The sequence below is a fragment of the Botrimarina colliarenosi genome (genome assembly GCF_007859955.1).
Taxonomy (GTDB): Bacteria; Planctomycetota; Planctomycetia; order Pirellulales; family Lacipirellulaceae; genus Botrimarina; species Botrimarina colliarenosi.
The window spans coordinates 847,060-863,347 of the sequence record NZ_SJPR01000002.1 but is presented as its reverse complement, the minus strand read 5'-3'; the positions used below and the strand labels follow the sequence as shown (position 1 = coordinate 863,347).

The 16,288-nt window shown below is 65.3% G+C and carries 13 protein-coding genes; 7 read left to right on the top strand and 6 right to left on the bottom strand.

Annotated elements, in window-relative coordinates; translation table 11 throughout:
• Positions 1-32: 32 nt before the first annotated feature.
• The 6 genes from Pla108_RS11430 to Pla108_RS11405 all read left to right on the top strand — a co-directional run bounded on the left by Pla108_RS11430 (position 33) and on the right by Pla108_RS11405 (position 6,709).
• Positions 33-281, top strand: coding sequence for a MoaD/ThiS family protein (locus Pla108_RS11430; protein WP_146445054.1), 249 nt, complete (start codon positions 33-35; stop codon positions 279-281).
• 4 nt (positions 282-285) lie between these two features.
• Positions 286-699, top strand: a complete 414-nt coding sequence (locus Pla108_RS11425) for a molybdopterin synthase catalytic subunit (RefSeq protein WP_197526489.1) — start codon at positions 286-288, stop codon at positions 697-699.
• A 65-nt stretch (positions 700-764) separates the two neighbouring features.
• On the top strand, positions 765-3,191 hold the full coding sequence (locus tag Pla108_RS11420; protein ID WP_146445052.1) for a PSD1 and planctomycete cytochrome C domain-containing protein: 2,427 nt from the start codon (positions 765-767) through the stop codon (positions 3,189-3,191).
• A gap of 171 nt (positions 3,192-3,362) precedes the next feature.
• On the top strand, positions 3,363-4,790 hold the full coding sequence (locus Pla108_RS11415; protein ID WP_146445051.1) for a DUF1501 domain-containing protein: 1,428 nt from the start codon (positions 3,363-3,365) through the stop codon (positions 4,788-4,790).
• 238 nt (positions 4,791-5,028) lie between these two features.
• A complete protein-coding gene (locus Pla108_RS11410) occupies positions 5,029-5,784 on the top strand; it encodes an SDR family NAD(P)-dependent oxidoreductase (protein ID WP_146445050.1) in 756 nt (251 codons plus the stop codon).
• A gap of 313 nt (positions 5,785-6,097) precedes the next feature.
• Positions 6,098-6,709, top strand: a complete 612-nt coding sequence (locus Pla108_RS11405; protein WP_146445049.1) for an RNA polymerase sigma factor — start codon at positions 6,098-6,100, stop codon at positions 6,707-6,709.
• A 4-nt stretch (positions 6,710-6,713) separates the two neighbouring features.
• Here the strand turns inward: Pla108_RS11405 and Pla108_RS11400 are convergent, their stop codons facing one another.
• The 5 genes from Pla108_RS11400 to Pla108_RS11380 form a co-directional block, all read right to left on the bottom strand.
• The gene (locus Pla108_RS11400; RefSeq protein WP_197526488.1) at positions 6,714-8,489 is read right to left on the bottom strand and encodes a trypsin-like serine protease; all 1,776 of its coding nucleotides are present in this window, start codon (positions 8,487-8,489) and stop codon (positions 6,714-6,716) included.
• Positions 8,490-8,860: 371 nt separating this feature from the next.
• Positions 8,861-9,613, bottom strand: a complete 753-nt coding sequence (locus tag Pla108_RS11395; protein WP_146445047.1) for a hypothetical protein — start codon at positions 9,611-9,613, stop codon at positions 8,861-8,863.
• Between the two features lie 276 nt (positions 9,614-9,889).
• Entirely contained in the window at positions 9,890-10,351 is a 462-nt protein-coding gene (locus tag Pla108_RS11390; protein ID WP_146445046.1) for a hypothetical protein, read from the bottom strand.
• Positions 10,352-10,724: 373 nt separating this feature from the next.
• Complete coding sequence (locus Pla108_RS11385) at positions 10,725-11,927, bottom strand: S1 family peptidase (RefSeq protein WP_146445045.1); 1,203 nt, start codon at positions 11,925-11,927, stop codon at positions 10,725-10,727.
• Between the two features lie 199 nt (positions 11,928-12,126).
• Complete coding sequence (locus Pla108_RS11380) at positions 12,127-12,993, bottom strand: hypothetical protein (RefSeq protein WP_146445044.1); 867 nt, start codon at positions 12,991-12,993, stop codon at positions 12,127-12,129.
• 198 nt (positions 12,994-13,191) lie between these two features.
• On the opposite strand from Pla108_RS11380, the gene Pla108_RS11375 reads away from it, so the two are divergent.
• The gene (locus Pla108_RS11375; protein ID WP_146445043.1) at positions 13,192-14,724 is read left to right on the top strand and encodes a serine hydrolase domain-containing protein; all 1,533 of its coding nucleotides are present in this window, start codon (positions 13,192-13,194) and stop codon (positions 14,722-14,724) included.
• 302 nt (positions 14,725-15,026) lie between these two features.
• On the opposite strand, the gene preA is transcribed toward Pla108_RS11375, so the two are convergent.
• Positions 15,027-16,157, bottom strand: a complete 1,131-nt coding sequence (gene preA / locus Pla108_RS11370) for an NAD-dependent dihydropyrimidine dehydrogenase subunit PreA (protein WP_146445042.1) — start codon at positions 16,155-16,157, stop codon at positions 15,027-15,029.
• Positions 16,158-16,288: the final 131 nt, after the last annotated feature.

Here is a 16,288-nt window from a genome sequence, read left to right as displayed (position 1 = left end):
GTCAGAGACGCCCCCTCCAAAGGTTTTCTTGAATGCGTGTGTCGGTCCTCCTTTTCGGCCCCCAAGCAACGCTCGCCGGCGCACGGAGCGTTGACGTTGATGTCGCTGCCGAATCACCGACCGCAAACGACATCCTTGCCGCCTTGCGCGAAGCATCGCCCGCCCTCACGGGTTCGCTAGCGATGAGCCGGTTGGCGGTGAACCATGAGTTCGCCGCGCCCGACCGGCCGATCGGTCCCGGTGACGAGGTGGCGCTCATCGGCATGGTCTCGGGCGGATAAGACAATGACCGAGCGGGTACGCAGTCAGCTGGTCGAAGTCCATCTGGTCGATGGGGCGCTCGCCCCCAAGGCCACTCCGCCGCCGGTCGGCGCCGGGGCGTGGCTCGTTTTCGAGGGGATTGTCCGGCCCTCCGAAGAGGGGCGCCCGCTCGCCGCCTTGGATTATGAGGCTTACGAGCCGATGACGTCGCGCGAACTGCGCCGGCTCGCCGAGGCGACCCGCGTTGAGCACGGCCTGTTGTCGATCGTGGTCGAGCACAGCGTCGGTCGCGTCGCGGCGGGCGAGGTCTCGTTCCGGCTCGCGATTGGGTCGAAACACCGGGCCGAGGGGATTCGGGCGGCGGAGACGTTCATCGACCGCATGAAGAAAACGGTTCCACTTTGGAAAACTCCCGTCTACCAGCGAGAAAACGGTTAAGAACGGTCCTCCGAAAGTCCATCTGAAGGGTGACTCGTCTTATCTCGGCGCCTATGCTGTTTGGTATGAAAGTGGCCTCTATTCGCTTGTCGCCCGCGTTCTTGCTCTTGAGCGCGAGCCTTTGCGTTGCGGCGCAGGCGGACGACGCGGTTAGCTACCAGCGCGAAGTCGCGCCGATCCTGACCAAGCGTTGCTACGCCTGCCACGGGCCCGATCAAGCGGAGAGCAGCCTGGCGCTCGATTCGTTCGCCAACGCGACGGCCGAGACCGATTCGGGCGAGCCGGCGATCCTCCCCGGCGACGCCGATGGCAGCGAGCTCATCCGCCGCATCGCCTCCGACGAAGAATGGGAGCGGATGCCGCCCGAAGGAGAACCCCTCACGGCCGACGAAATCGCCATCCTGAGGAAATGGATCGACTCCGGCGCCAAGTACGAAAAGCACTGGGCGTTTGAGCCGCTCCAAGACGTCGAACCCCCCGCGGTCGAGGACGCCGCTTGGGCGCGGAACGACATCGATCGCTTTGTGCTGGCGAAGCTTGAAGCGAAAGGGCTCGCGCCTGCGCCTGAAGCCGATCGGCGGACGCTCGCCCGCCGGCTGTACTACGACCTGATCGGCCTGCCGCCGACGCCCGCCGAGGTCGAGGCCTTTGTCCGGGACGACCGGCCGGACGCTTACGAACGGTTGGTCGACGCGTTGCTCGCGTCGCCCCACCACGGCGAAAAGTGGGCCCGCCACTGGCTCGACGTCGTCCGCTACGGCGAGACCAACAGCTTCGAACGCGACGGCGCCAAGCCGAACGCCTGGAAGTACCGCGACTACGTCATCCAGAGCCTCAACGACGACAAGCCGTACGACCAGTTCATCCGCGAGCAACTCGCAGGCGACGAGCTCGAGTCGCCGACGAAGGACTCGATCATCGCCACGGGTTACTACCGCCTCGGCATCTGGGACGACGAGCCTGCCGACAAACTGCAGGCGAAGTACGACGAGATCGACAACCTGGTCAGCACCACCAGCCAAGGCTTCTTGGGCCTGACGGTCGGCTGCGCGCGGTGCCACGACCACAAGATCGACCCGATCCCGCAGACCGACTACTACGGGATGGTGGCGCTCTTCGCCGACGTCAAGCCGTATGGCGTCCGTGGCGACGAAGAGACCAACAGCCAGTGGGACCTCTCGCCCCCCGATCTCAAGCAACGCCGTGACGGGCTGCTCGGCCAACGCCGCGCGATGCTCGAAGAGACCGAGACGCTCGAGCAGCAGGCGATCGCCCGTATGTCGGGCCGCGACCAACGCCGCACCGAAACCAGCAAACGCGAGCAGGTCCTGAAAGAGAAGCTGGCCGAGCATCAGACCGAGGCCGAGCGGTCTCGCTACCTCGACCTGCAGAACCAGATCGCCGACCTGAATCGCCAGCTCGACGCGCTGCCCGCCGCCGACCTCGCCCTCGCGCTCGCCTCTTGCGAGCCGCACCCGGAGACGACGCACGTCATGTTGCGCGGCAACCCGCACGTCCCCGGCGACGAGGTAACGCCCCGCTTCCCCGAGATCTTTGAAGAGGCCGAGCCGACGATCGGGCACGCCCCCGACCACGCCCGCTCGGCCGGCCGGCGGCGGGTGCTGGCCGATTGGATCGCGTCGCCGGAGAACCGCCTCACCGGCCGGGTGATCGCCAACCGGGTCTGGCAGCACCACTTCGGCCGCGGCATCGTCCGCAGCGCGAACAACTTCGGCCAGCTCGGCACGCCGCCGACGCACCCCGAGCTGCTCGACTGGCTCGCGGGCTGGCTGGTGGAGCATGAATGGCGGCTCAAGCCGTTGCACCGGTTGATTGTCACCAGCAGCGCCTACCGGATGAGCTCGGCGCCGAACGCGGCCGCCGCGGCGATCGACCCGGCAAACGACCTGTTCTGGCGTTTCGACCTCCGCCGGCTAACGGCCGAGGAAGTCCGCGACTCGGCCCTCGCCGTGAGCGGCGAACTGAAGTTGCTGGTCGGCGGCCCGAGCGTCTACCCGAAGCTTTCGGACGAGGTGCTCCACACGCAGAGCGTCCCCGGCCTGGGCTGGGACACGACACCCACCGCGGCCGAGGCCGCCAAGCGGCGCAGCGTCTACATCCACATCAAGCGGAGCCTGATCCCGCCCGAACTGGCGAACTTCGATTTCCCCGAGACCGACAACAGCTGCGAGGCGCGGTTCAACACGGTGCAAGCGGCCCAGGCGCTAAGCCTGATGCATGGCGGCTTCTTGCAAGAGCAGGCCCAGGCGCTCGCCACCCGGGCCGTCGCCGAGGGCCCCGCCGACCGGCAAGGCCGAGTCAAGTACGCCTTACGGCTGGTGCTGCAGCGCGAGCCCGACGCGGAAATGGTCTCCGACAGTTTGCAGTTGATCGACCGCTACCAGACGGGGCATGGCCTGTCGGCGGACGCGGCGTTCGACCAGTTTTGCTTGATGGCGATGAATTTGAGTGAGTTTGTTTATTTGGATTGAGCAACTAGTCAAGTTAAAGCCGAGTATCCCCCTCCCCCTTGTGGGGAGGGGCTAGGGGAGGGGGGCGAAGCGGGTACCAGGCGTCATCACCCCTCCCCCCAACCCCTCCCCATCAAGGGGAGGGGAGTTTTGGCGTCGACCATTTAAGACTGACTTCAAGCCCACAATTGAATGCAACGCAACTTCTGCGGCCGTACGCGGCGCGAATTCCTCTGGCAGACCGGCGGCGGCTTCGGCGCCGCCGCGCTGGCGGGGATGCTCGGCGCGGACGGCTTCTTCCCGAAGACGGCGAGCGCCTCGAGCTCACCCGTTCCGGCGATTGCGCCGAAGGCGAAATCGGTCATCTTCTTGTTCATGTACGGCGGCCCGAGCCATATCGACACGTTCGATTACAAGCCGGGCATGGTCGGGATGGACAACAAGACGATCGCTGTCGACACGTTCGGCCGCGGCGGAAAGAAGAACGAGGGCCGCATCGTTGAGCCACGCTGGAAGTTCAAACAGTACGGCGAGTGCGGAAAGTGGGTGAGTGACCTCTTCCCGCATGTCGGCGGCTGTGTCGACGACATCGCGTTTCTGCACAGCATGACGGCTGAGAGCCCAATCCACGGGTCGGCCATGCTGATGATGAACTCCGGCAAGCTGCTGTCGGGGAGCCCCGCGATGGGGTCGTGGGTCCACTATGGTTTGGGAACGGGCAACAAGGACCTGCCGGCGTTCGTGGTGATGCTCGACCCCTCCGGCGGGCCGATTAGTGGCGCCAAGAACTGGTCGAGCGGCTACATGCCGGCCGAGCACCAGGGCTGTGTCTTCCGCCACGAGGGGGCGCCGATCCTCGACCTGGCGCGGCCCGAGGGGGTTTCGCGCGAGATGCAGCGCGACACGCTCGACACGCTGGCGAAGATCAACGGCCGCCACCTCACCGCCCACGGCGGCGACGACACGCTCGCCGCTCGGATCGCCAGCTACGAGCTCGCCTTCAAGATGCAGATGTCGGCGCCCGAAGCGGTGGAACTCGCCCAGGAATCGCAAGCGACGCTCGACGCGTACGGCGTGGGTCAGAAGCCGACGCACCATTTTGGCACCCAGTGTCTGTTGGCGCGGCGGCTGGTCGAGCGCGACGTGCGGTTCATCCAGGTCTATTCGGGCGGCGCCCACAACGACGCCAACTGGGACGCTCACGGCGATCTCGTCAAGAACCACACCAAGCACGCCGCCGAGACCGACCAGCCGATCGCCGCGTTGCTGAAGGACCTCAAGCAGCGGGGTCTGCTGGACGAGACGCTCGTCGTCTGGGGCGGCGAGTTTGGCCGCCAGCCGACCGCCGAGTACGCCGAGGGGACCGGCCGCGACCACAACGCCTACGGCTTCACGATGTGGATGGCGGGCGGCGGCATCAAAGGGGGCGTGAGCGTCGGCACGACCGACGAGATCGGCAGCCGCGCGGTCGATCGCCCCTTGACCGTCAAAGAGATGCACGCCACGGTGCTGACGCAACTGGGCCTCGACCCCAACCACCTCAGTTATTTTTATAACGGCCTCGACCAGAAGCTCGTTGGGGTTGAGGGGGCGGAGCCTATCCGCGAGGTGATCGCTTAACGGTTGGTGGCGTTAAGAAGGGAGATGGGGGGATGAAGTGGGGAGAGGGTGATGACCAAATGGCGGGGCGACGCGAACACGGGTAGTTGAAACGCTGAAGTCTGTGAAGATAAAGACGAGTCGGCAAAGTTAGTCGTCGTCGTGAATCAACGACTCTTAGTACAGGTTCGTAAGCATCGGGAAGTTGGCCGCTCAGTCGGCCATCCCCACCTCTCCAACCATCCCCCTATCCCCCTTCATGAACTACTCCCTCCAAGACCGCAGCGCTCTCGTTACCGGCTCCACCCGTGGCCTCGGAAAACGCATTGCCCTTGAACTCGCCCGCCGCGGCGCGCGGGTGGCGATGAACTACTACGGCAATCAAGAAGTCGCCGAGAAGGCGTTTGCTGAGTTGCAGGCGATTGGCGGCGAGCACTGCCTCGTGCGCGCGGACGTCACCGAGGAGGCGGGCGTTGCCGATCTGATGACGGAGATCGCCGCCAAGATTGGGCCGGTCGATATCCTCGTCCCCAACGCGACGTGCGACCAGCCGATGGTCCCGATCGAACAGTACGACTGGGCGTTCGCGCAGCGGATGGTCGACTTCTTCATCAAGAGCCCCTTCCTGCTCACCAAGGCGTGCCTGCCGCATATGAAGCAGCAGAAGTGGGGCCGCATCGTCCACATCACCAGCGAGGTGTTCGACGGCGCGTGGCCCGAGTTCTGCCCCTACGTGGCCGCGAAGGGGGGCCAGATCGGCTTGGCGAAGTCGAACGCCGCGGAGCTCGCCCCGTTTGGAATCACCGTCAACATGGTGGCGCCCGGCTGGATTCCCGTTGAACGGCACGACGACGCCCCGCAAGAGGCGAAGGACGCGTACCTCGCCCTGGCGCCGATGGGACGCTTCGGCAAACCGGAGGACGTCGCCGCCGCGGTGGCGTACCTCGCTTCGGACGACGCCAAGTTTGTGACCGGCGTGTCGCTCAGCGTGAATGGCGGGCGGACGATTCACTGAGTCGGTCCCGGGCTCTTTTTGAACCACGACGGGCACGAAGGACACGATGGCCGGCTCGGCGGGGCGACACCAGCATCTGTGGGCAGGGTCTCTCCATTCGTTGCTGTGGGAGGGATCTCCAGACGCCGACGACGCGCACCATGCCGATAACGGATGGTTGCCGTAATCGGCGTCGGGAGACGCCCCCACATTTTGTGCGCTGGCTCGGCGGGGCGTTGTCTTCTTGCTAAATTGCCCGCATGGATGAAAGGGCAGGGTGGTAGATTTACTCGTCGTGCCCGTCGCGTCAGATCCCTCTATCCCAGCGGTTGTTATGGAAGCCAACGACGACCTTGTCGCCCGCGTCAAGGCCCGTGACACCGAGGCGCTTGCCGGGTTGATCGACGCCGAGCGCAACCGCCTGATCGGCTTCACGAAGTCGATTATGAGCGAGAAGCTCCTGTCGATGGTCGAGCCGGACGACCTCATCCAAGAAGTGGCGGCCGCGGCGCTGGCGGGATTCGAGACGGCGCCGCTCGACCGCTATGAGCCGATCCAGTGGCTGCAAGAGCTCTGCCGCCGACGCGTGGTCGACGCCCACCGCTTTCACTTCGGCGCCGCCCGCCGCGACGCCGGCCGGCAGCAGTCGATGCACGGCGCCGCCGACGACGGGGCAGGGGGGTTCGAGGCGTTTCTCGCCGCCAGCATCACCTCGCCCAGCGCCGTCTTCAGCCGCGACGTGCGGGTGCAGCGGATGCACGAGGCGGTCGGCGACCTCTCCGACGAGGCCCGCACCGCGATCCATATGCGCTACGCGGAGGGGCTGCCGACCAAGGAGATCGCCGCCAAGCTCGGTAAGACCGATGTGGCGATCCGGGTCCTGCTGTCGCGGAGCGTCAGAGTGCTGGAGCAACAGCTCGAAGACGTGCGGCCGACCGAACGGTGAGCCTTCAGCCGCGGCGCTTGATCGCGACGAGGCTGGTAAGGGCCGTCAGCAGCCACGCCGTTGGTTCAGGGATGGTCACGGCTATCGACGTGCTAGTGGCGCCATAGTGGCTGGCCCATAGGTTGTAGTCGTCCGCATCGACTACGCCATCGAAGTTGGCGTCGGCGGCCTCATCGCCGTCACGCCAAATCGTGTAGTCGGCGGCATCGACCAGCCCGTCGCCATTGAAGTCGCCCGTGAGCGGTCCCGCAGTGAAGGCGACGTTGATGTCGTCGGCGATGATCGAGCCCGTAAAACCGTTGCCAAGCAGCATGAGGCCGACTTGGTTGTAGTTCCACGAGGAGCTGGCAGGCGTCTCGTCGATGACCGAGCCGATGTGCTCGTAAACGCCGTTGGGGTCGCCGTTTTCGTCGACGCTGATCATCCCCCAATCGATTTTCAGACCATCGCCAACGCGAGTGTAGCTGAGCTCTAGTTCGTAATGGCCAGCTGGCGTTGCGGTGCGGCTTGTCACCAGATAGTCGCCCGACGCAGCCGCTGCCGATTCGGGAACCTCAACGGAGGAGTTCGGTCCAACCCCCGACCACCAGGCGCCGACGCCCCCGCCGTTCTCGCCTTTCTCTAGAACGCCGACTCTTGCGCGGCCGACGGCATTGGCGACGTAGTACCCGTTCCAGGCTTCGCCGCCGGCGATGGTCCCGTCGATTGAACCTCCTTCGTCGCCGAACATTCCGTAGCGGAACTGGATCGAGCTCATGGCTTGATCGGTATCGATGGCCGCCGTCAGCTTGATGGAGTCGCCTAGGGAGTCCAGGTTGTAGCCGGCGCCGCCGTCGCCGAACGAGGCGTGAGCGACCGGCGCCGCGGTCGAACCGGTGAAGCTGATACGGTCGCCGCCCGAGTCCCAGAAGCCATTTCCGGAGTCGCTCGTCCACGCCCCCGTAACAGCAGGCCCGGCGCTATTCGCTGCGGTTAGCGTGCTCTGAATAAATCCGCCGTAGCTCGAAATGCGGGTGTAGTTCGATTGTCCCCCCCACGACTCACCCGCCGAGCCGCCGCTACCGGTGGCAGTGAGACCGATCAGTCGCCAGTTGGTTGGGTCATCAAAGTTACCGCGGCTCGATCCGTAGTAGGCGAACATGGGGCCGCCACTGTCGCCCGATCCAACCGTCCCCTCGAGCAGCCCACGCGATTCGAGCTCGTCTTCGCCATCGGCGATGATGCGGATCTGGCCTGGGACATAGTTGACGTTGTAGGCGCGGCGGAAGGAACCCAACCCCTGGACCGAACCCGCCTGCGTGCCTCCGGCATTGGTGGTGTTGATATAGCCGCGGTAGCCGTAGCCGCCGATCTGGACGATCCGTCCCGTTTCATTTTGGTCGTAGTTGATGTTGTCGGTGACGGTGAGTGCGCCGGCGACCCCACCCCGGAGACGGACAAGGGCCATCTCCGAACCACCGTCAGGCGTGTAGATCTCGTCGGCGTAGTAACGCTTGCCATCGATATTGAGGTAGATCGAGCCAGCCGGTGCGATCTGACCGTAGTTGCCGTCATTCTGCACCACGTGACGCACCGTGATCGCCCACTCGTTGTTGAGCAGAGTGGCGGTGCCGAATGATCCGTTCGACTGATTGCTGATCTGGTAGACGTTTTGGAACCAGCCAGCCCGATCGGTCAGCCCCGTGCTCGAGGCGACGCCGAAGTCGGGGTCATTGTTCCAGAAGATCGCCAAGGCAGGCGATGCGGCGAGTGACATCGCAACGCCGACGACGGCCCTCATCCCGGCTGATCGCCTAGGGGCTAGTCCCTTCCACCTGTGCCGCATTGCGTTGCCTTGCCTGTTCTCTAAAACACTCGAGCGGTTGAGCGACGAAGCCCTGTCGTCACCAGCCGGATGTTTTCTAAAATCGAGGTAGAGTTCCTGCACCTATTAGAATTAAGACCACCTGGATTCGGCAACACGTTGACGCGTTCTTTCTGGTCATTTGTAGGCGCGGAGGGTACTGACGGGGCGTCGTCAGCTCGGCGTCGCCACTCTTTACGGGGGCCACAAACGCCGAGAGCCGCGGCCGAGCGAAATCGCCAACGGCTGCGGCAGGGCGCAAGAAAAAGGGGGGCCGGCGGATGCCGACCCCCCTGCAGCAGGCTGATTCAGCCGCGGACGAACAGGAGGCCGTTGTCCTGGCCGTTGCCCAGCTTGAAGCGGAAGCCGCCCGTAGCGTCGGCGGACATGGCGCCGGCCAGCTGCTGGTTGTCAGTCGAGCGGTTCAGCGTCAGCTGCCCGTCGGTGATCGAGTAGGTCCCTTGGAAGCTGCTGACCTTGCCGTTGGAGTTGGCGGTCCAGCTGAAGGCGCCGTTCGCTTCAAGCTGTAGGCGGACCTGGTTGGTGTTGTTCACGGTCGCGGTCCAGGCGCCGACGAAGCCTTGCTGCTGCCCTTGAGGAGCCGACGCGGCGGGCGCCGCTCCACCCGACATCGCCATCAGGGCGTCGAGGGCCGACTGGCTCGCCGCGGCGGGCTGCTGCGGGGCGGCGGGCTGTTGAGCGATCGGTTGAGCCGCCGGCTGCTGAGCGAACGGCTGGGTCGGCTGCTGTTGAATCGTCTGCTGCGGGGCGAACTGCTGCTGAACGGGCTGCTGCTGAATGGGCTGTTGCTGGACAGGCTGCTGGAAGGTGGGCTGCGAGACGGCCGGCTGCGAGTAGGTCGGCTGGCTGTAGACAGGCTGCTGGTAGGTCGGCTGCTGGTAAACGGGCTGGCTATAGCCGTAGCTGGGGGTTGAGTAGCCGCCGCCGTAGCCGCCCCGGTAGCCACCGCCGCCACCGCACGCGGCAGACTGCGAGGCCGAGACGGCCGTGATCGTGAGGGCGGCCAGAGCGAGGGTCGACTTGGTGAAGGTCGTGGACATGGCGGGGGTTCCTTGTATTCGAGTTGGCTGGGTTGGCTTGGTCGGGGCCGTGTTGTCGTCCCCGTCTGAAAGGCCAAGCGGCGGGGCGAGAGGGTTGTTACGGCCTTTTTGGTACTTCTTCTTTCTGCCCACGAATCACGCGAATCTCAGCGAATTGAGAAGACCTGGATTCGCGGAGATTCGCGTGATTCGTGGGCCCATAAAAAAAGAGAGAGGGCGCCCCGGCCTGGTGGCCGAAGCGCCCTCTCGGGCCAACCCAACTCTTTGGGATTCGATTCACTCGCCGAAGGCGGCGAGGGCCGCCAGGGCGGACTCTTCGGCGGTCATCGCCGCGGGGGTCGCGGTGACCGGGGCGGGCTGCACGGCGACGGGCTGCTGGGCGACCACCGGCTGCGGCGCCGGGGGGGCAACCAGGGCTTGCTGCGGGGCCGGCTGCTGAATCACCGGCTGCTGAACGACGGGCTGCGGCTGGGTGGCCGGAGCCGCGTAGACGGGGGCGACATGGACCGGGGCGGCGTGGACGTACTTCGGAGCCGGCTTGTGGTAGTTGTAGTTCGAGCGCGGGGCTTGCGACTGCATGTGCGGGGCGGTGCGGTTGTAGGCGATCGACAAGCGGCTCGAGCTGCGTCCGCGGTTGCCGCCGCCACCGTGGCCACAGGCGGCCGACTCAGCGGCGGAAACAGCGACGAAAGCGACAGCGGCCAGGGCGAAAGCGACGTTCTTGGCGGTGCGGGACATGGCGAAATCCTTATCAGTGAAGCGTTTGGGGGTTGGCTTGGGGAGCGTTGTTGTCCCCGTCTGAAAAGCTAAGCGGCGTCCCTGGCGGAGTGTTACGAACTTCTTCAAATTCTTTTTGGGCCCGCAAATAACGCGAAGAGACGCGAATCGAAGACTCCCTCCCCCTTTGGGGGAGGGCCGGGGTGGGGGTGACCTGGGTACCCGCTCACCCAAGCCCCAGTGACTCCCACCTCCCACCTCCCACCTCCCACCTCCCACCTCGCAACTCGCAACTCGCAACTCGCAACTCGCGCCCATCCGGGTACCCGCTTCTCCCCCACCCTAGCCCTCCCCCAGAGGGGAAGGGGTTTCTCTTCCAGGGGACTTTTGGCGCTCAGTCAGCCAACCAGCTCTCGAGCGTGTCGCTCGCCGCTTGGGCCGTCTTTTTGGGCTCCAGCTCCTTCTTCATCGCGGCGGTGATCTTGCCGGTGTACTCCAGGACGCTCGCCAGCGAGGCGGGGGTCGAGGTCGCATCCACCTTCGTGACGTAGATCAGCAGGAACTTGCCCTGACCGTCCGATTCGATCGACCAGGCGCCCAGCTTGGTGCGGGCCGACTGCTCCAGCAGCTTCTGCATCGACTCGGCGGTGAGGTCCTTCGACTCGACTGTCGCAGCCAGCGACCAGACCTTCCGGACGTCGGCCCGGCCGTAGTACTCGGTGTCCTTAGTCACGAAAACGTCCTGATCGCCGTCCTTTTCGGTGCTGATGGCGACCTTGTAGTGGCCCGAAGTGTGCTTTTCGTGCTTCAGGTCGGTCTTTGACAGGACGTCGGCGATCGGCAGCGGGGCCGGCTTCCAGTCGCTGGCGAGGAACTCCTTCACCTCGGTGATGTCGACGCAGTAGCTGATGAGCGAGCCTTTCTTGCTGATCGCCTGGACGATGCCGACCAGCTTGCCATCCTGGCCGACCACGGGGCCGCCCGAGTCGCCTGTGTTGAGCGGCGACTGGGTTTCGACGACGCGGAACTCATGCTCGCCGGCCCCGGTGCGGAACTGCTTGGTGTAGACGCTGCGGACCTTGCCCGAGGTGTAGACCCAGAGGGCGTCGCTGGCGCCCGGGTTGCCGATCGAGTCGATCGACTCGCCCGGCCCGGTGCTGTCGGCCGCCAACTCGATCGCCTTGGCGTAGGCGGGGACCTTCTCGAGCTCCACCAGGGCCAAATCCCTTTTGCGGTCGACCGCCACGACGCGGCCGCGGACGCCCAGCTTTTTGACGTTTTCGAGGTAGTGCTTCTTCTCGACGACAGGCTTATCGCCCTTCAAATCACGGAAAAAGATCACCGCGCTCCGGCTGTCGCCGACCACGTGGGCATTGGTGATCATCAGCCGCTTCTCGGCGTCGACCAGCACGCCGGTGCCGCTGGAGGTGCCTTCGGAGTTCTTTGAGAGGACCCAGGTGGTCGAGTCGAGGGCCTTGCGGTAGTTGTCCGCGTCGGCCCGAGCCGTGCCGGTGAGCGACAGGCAGGCAAGGCCCGCGGCGGCGAGCAACTGGGGGCGGAGCAAGAGCGGGCGGAGCGAGCGATTGAGCGTGGACATGGGACTGATCCTCACAAGTTTGGGTTGGGCCGCCGGGGTGGGGGCGGCGTGGTTGGCTTCTGTAAGGCTCAGCGGCAGGCGCCAGCGGGTGTTACCGCCATTCTCGGAGAAGAAATGGGCCCACGAATCACACGAATCGACGCGAATGACCTGCATTCGCGTCGATTCGTGTGATTCGTGGGCTCTCAAGCTTAGCCGGCTACTTCGCCGCCTTCTTGAAGGAGAGCACCTTGCCGCCGGTGAGCGTCAGATCGAAGCCCTCGGCCGAGGCGTTGGCGACGGCGCCGGCGATCGTGACGCCCTTGTCGCCGATGAGTTTGAGTTGGTCGCCCGTCCGCTCCATCTTGCCGGCGGAGGTGGTCGTCTTGCCTGCTTTGACGTGGGCCAGGTTGAACTTGCCGTCGGCGGTGAGCTTGATGGCGAAGGCCTCGCCCTCGCCGAGGCTGGCGATCCACGAGCCGACCAGCGACGTCGGGGCGGCCCCCTTCCCCTCGGCGGTCTTGGCCTTCAGGTCGGACGACTCCTCGTACCAGGCGGTCTCACGGGCGACGGCGAACTCGGCCATCTCGGTCAGCAGCCGGCTGAGTCGCGTGGCCGAGACCTCGCGGGCCGACAGTGACTTGCGGACCTGGACCTGGCCTTTTGAGCTGTCGAACGCGAAATAGACGCCGCCTGTCTCCGGGTCGGCGAGCAGCCGCAACAGCTTGTTGGCGTCCCACTTGGCGCCCTTCTCGGGGGTCGCCAAGCCCATCGTGATATCGACCTCGCCGCGATCCACCGCCGCGAACAGCGTCGTGGGGATGGTCCACTGGCCGTGGGCGACCTTCACTTCGACAGTCTTGGCGTCGACCCGCTCGGGCTCCATTCCCGCCTCGCGGAGCAACTCGCTGAGCTGCCCGGCGCCGGTCACCCGCTTGGCGGGCGCCGCTGCGGTCGAGCCGGTCGCTTCGGCCTTGGTCGAACCGTCGAAGACGCTCTCAACCGCGATCTCCGAGAACAGGTCGTCGCCACGGACCGGCGCCGCGATGGCGAGGGCAATCAGGGCCAGGGGGGCGAATCGTCGCATGATCGGATCATTGGTTGGGGGCAGGGCGGGACCTAACCAGCCCAGCGTGGACGAGAGTCCGATGTTACTCGACCCCGCCGCAATCTCCAAAAACCGGGCCGTTGCAGACCTTTCGCAGGCCCCACGCCGCTGTGCGGAGGTGGTACATTCGAAATGTCAGTCGTTCGACGCCGCTCTGTCTCTTCTCGGAACTCGACTATGCCCCGAGCTGCTTCTCTGTTGTTCCTCGCATTCACGTTCCTCAGCGCCGCGTTTGGCGCCGACCTGCCGCGGGCGACCCCCGAGTCGCAGGGCGTTCCGTCCGGGGCGATCATCGACTTTGTCGAGCACGCCAGCACCGAAATCGACACATTGAACAGCTTCATGCTGGTGCGGCACGGCAAGGTCATCGCCGAAGGATGGTGGGCGCCTTATCGGGCCGAAGACACCCACATGCTCTACTCGCTCAGCAAGAGTTTCACTTCGACGGCCGTCGGAATGGCGATCGCCGAGGAGAAGCTGTCACTCGACGACCGCGTCCTCGACTGGTTCCCTGACCTGGCGCCGGCCGAGCCCGCCGCCAACCTGCGGGCGATGCGCGTCCGCGACCTGCTGCGGATGGCGACGGGGCACTTCGCCGAACAGGTGCGTAACTACCCGTGGGACGCCGGCTCGCCAGCCAAGCGGTTCCTGTCGCTGCCGGTCGAGCTGAAGCCCGGCACGCACTTCATGTACAACACGCCGGCGACCTACATGGCGTCGGCCATGGTCCAGCGCGCGACGGGCCAGACGGTCCACGAGTACCTCGGACCGCGGCTCTTCAAACCACTTGGGATCGAGGGCTCGTGGTGGGAAACGTCCGTCGATGGCGTTTCGATGGGGGGCTTTGGCCTCAACCTCCGCACCGAGGACATCGCCAAGTTCGGCCAGCTGTTGCTGCAGCGGGGCCAGTGGAACGGTAAGCAGCTGGTCTCCGCCGCCTGGATCGATGAAGCGACCGCGCTACAAACCTCCAACGGAAGTGACCCCAACAGCGAGTGGGAGCAGGGCTACGGCTATCAGTTCTGGCGCTGCTCCACCGGCGGCTACCGCGCGGACGGCGCGTGCGGGCAGTTTTGCCTGGTGCTGCCAGAAGAGGACGCCGTGATCGCTGTCACCAGCGGCACGGCCGACATGGGCCGCGTCATGAAATTGGCGTGGACGCACCTGCAAGACGCCATGCAGCAGGACGCCCTGCCCGAGAACGCGGCGGAGCAGCGGAAGCTCAAGCAGACGCTCGCCAAGTTGCAAATCCCGACGCCCCAGGGCGCCGCGACTTCGCCGATGGTCGAAGACGCATCAGGGTCCGTCTATCGCATCGCCGACGACCCGCTCGGCTTGCGCGCCCTGGCGTTGCGATTCGACGGCGAAGGCCATGCCGACGGCGCGACGCTCGTCTACGCCAACGATGATGGCCGCCAGCGGATCGCCCTCGGCCATGGCGAGTGGAAGCGCGGGTCGGTGACTTCCGTGAAGGGACTCTCGGCAATGCTCAACAGCGTCGTCGCCCCGCCGAGCGGAGCGTACCCGGTCGCCGCCGCCGGCGCGTGGGAGTCGGACGACACGTACCAAGCGCGGGTCTGCCTAACCGAAACCCCGTACTACGTCGACGTCACGCTCCACTTCGCTGAAGACGGGGTGACGATCGACGCCAAGCACAACGCGGTGCTGAGCGGTGAGCGGGAGCAGCCGAAACGCGTGGGGACACGATAGCGGCGTCTAGAAAGGCCCACGAATTACACGAATCGGCCCGAATAGAAATCGCCCTGAAGGGGCGAAGGACGACAGCCCAGGGCGCCGCCCTGGGTAATCAGGCCGCAAGAATGCGAAGAGCCCTGTAGGGGCGACGGAAGGCTTTGCGATGGCGTTTCCCACGCCCTGTCAGGGCTCGATTGGCGTTGGGCGTCTTTTTCCCAGGGCGTTGCCCTGGGCTTTCCTCCATTGCCCCGTTGGGGCAATCATCCAACCTTGCCTCTGTATTCGCGTCGATTCGCGTAATTCGTGGGCAACCTTCCTTACCCCCGCGCCAGCGCATCCGACTGATCCACAAAGTCATCTCCTGTCCATTCGGCGTCGCCTTTGATCATCTTCTTTTTGTCGGCCTCGGCCTTCTTCGCGGCGCGGGCCTCGGCTTGACGGCGCACCAAGTCGGAGTGGGTCGTGAAGTACGGCAGGCTCTTGCCCCGGAAGTCGTCGATCGTTTCGAACTTGTGCTTCTCCATGAACGCCAGCAGCTGGTCCTTCATCGGGCCGACGCAGCCGTAACCCATTTTCATCACGCCAGTGCAGACCTGCACGGTGCTCGAGCCGAGCAGGATGAACTGGGCCGCGTCCTCGCCGGTCTCGACGCCGCCGAGGCCGCTGAGCGTGCGGCCAGGGTACTCGGTCTCGATCACTTTGGAGATCTCCATGCACATCCGCAGGGCGATCGGCCGGACCGCCTGGCAGCTGTAGCCGCCGGGGGTGGTGTAGCCCTCGACGTTCGGCTCGGGGCGGAGCGTATCGAGATCGACGCCGATCACGCTGCGGATCGTGTTGATCGCGGCCACCCCTTGGCAACCTGCGCGGAACGCGGCCCGCGCCGGGTCCTCGATGTGGGTGACGTTCGGCGTCATCTTCGCCCATACCGGCTTGGTGGCGACCTCCATCACCCAGCGGCAGACCTCTTCGAGGGCGACGGGGTCCTCGCCGACCGCGGCGCCCATCCGGCGCTCGGGCATGCCGTGGGGGCAGCTCATGTTGAGCTCGAAGCTATCGACGCCCGCTTCTTCGCAGCGGCCGACGATCTCTTGCCAGGCGTTCTTGTTGTACTCCTCCATGATCGAGGCGATCAGCACCCCGTCGGGGTGCGAGTCCTTGAGCGCCTTGAACTCGTCGAGCCACGTGTCGAACGAGCGGTCGCTGATCAGCTCGATGTTCTCCCAGCCGTAGATCTCGCCCGTTTCACGTGAACGCAGTCGGCCATAGCGCGGTTGGACGTTGATAACCTTCGACGCATCGAGGCTGACCGTCTTACAGATCACGGCGCCCCAACCCTCGTCAAACGCGCGGCCGATGACCTTGCCGTTCGTTCCGGGAGGGCCCGAGCCGATGACAAACGGATTGGGCAGCTTAAGGCCGTCAACGGTGGTCGCGAGCGTGGGCATCGCTTACTCCGGGTTCTAGTACGAGGAACCACAAAGGAACTAAGGGGAGAGTTGGTCGAACCGGGGCTAGCGCCCTGCGGCTGATGGCGGTTGTGGCAGTCTCAGCCGCAGGGCGCTAGCCCCGGTTAAAC

Bases quoted from the DNA above. Each gene is read 5' to 3' on its own strand.
- Pla108_RS11415 (WP_146445051.1), top strand. From the start codon at position 3,363: ATGCAACGCAACTTCTGCGGCCGTACGCGGCGCGAATTCCTCTGGCAG.
- preA (WP_146445042.1), bottom strand. From the start codon at position 16,157: ATGCCCACGCTCGCGACCACCGTTGACGGCCTTAAGCTGCCCAATCCG.
- Pla108_RS11380 (WP_146445044.1), bottom strand. From the start codon at position 12,993: ATGCGACGATTCGCCCCCCTGGCCCTGATTGCCCTCGCCATCGCGGCG.
- Pla108_RS11420 (WP_146445052.1), top strand. From the start codon at position 765: ATGAAAGTGGCCTCTATTCGCTTGTCGCCCGCGTTCTTGCTCTTGAGC.
- Pla108_RS11385 (WP_146445045.1), bottom strand. From the start codon at position 11,927: ATGTCCACGCTCAATCGCTCGCTCCGCCCGCTCTTGCTCCGCCCCCAG.
- Pla108_RS11400 (WP_197526488.1), bottom strand. From the start codon at position 8,489: ATGAGGGCCGTCGTCGGCGTTGCGATGTCACTCGCCGCATCGCCTGCC.
- Pla108_RS11390 (WP_146445046.1), bottom strand. From the start codon at position 10,351: ATGTCCCGCACCGCCAAGAACGTCGCTTTCGCCCTGGCCGCTGTCGCT.
- Pla108_RS11405 (WP_146445049.1), top strand. From the start codon at position 6,098: ATGGAAGCCAACGACGACCTTGTCGCCCGCGTCAAGGCCCGTGACACC.
- Pla108_RS11430 (WP_146445054.1), top strand. From the start codon at position 33: ATGCGTGTGTCGGTCCTCCTTTTCGGCCCCCAAGCAACGCTCGCCGGC.
- Pla108_RS11395 (WP_146445047.1), bottom strand. From the start codon at position 9,613: ATGTCCACGACCTTCACCAAGTCGACCCTCGCTCTGGCCGCCCTCACG.
- Pla108_RS11375 (WP_146445043.1), top strand. From the start codon at position 13,192: ATGCCCCGAGCTGCTTCTCTGTTGTTCCTCGCATTCACGTTCCTCAGC.
- Pla108_RS11425 (WP_197526489.1), top strand. From the start codon at position 286: ATGACCGAGCGGGTACGCAGTCAGCTGGTCGAAGTCCATCTGGTCGAT.
- Pla108_RS11410 (WP_146445050.1), top strand. From the start codon at position 5,029: ATGAACTACTCCCTCCAAGACCGCAGCGCTCTCGTTACCGGCTCCACC.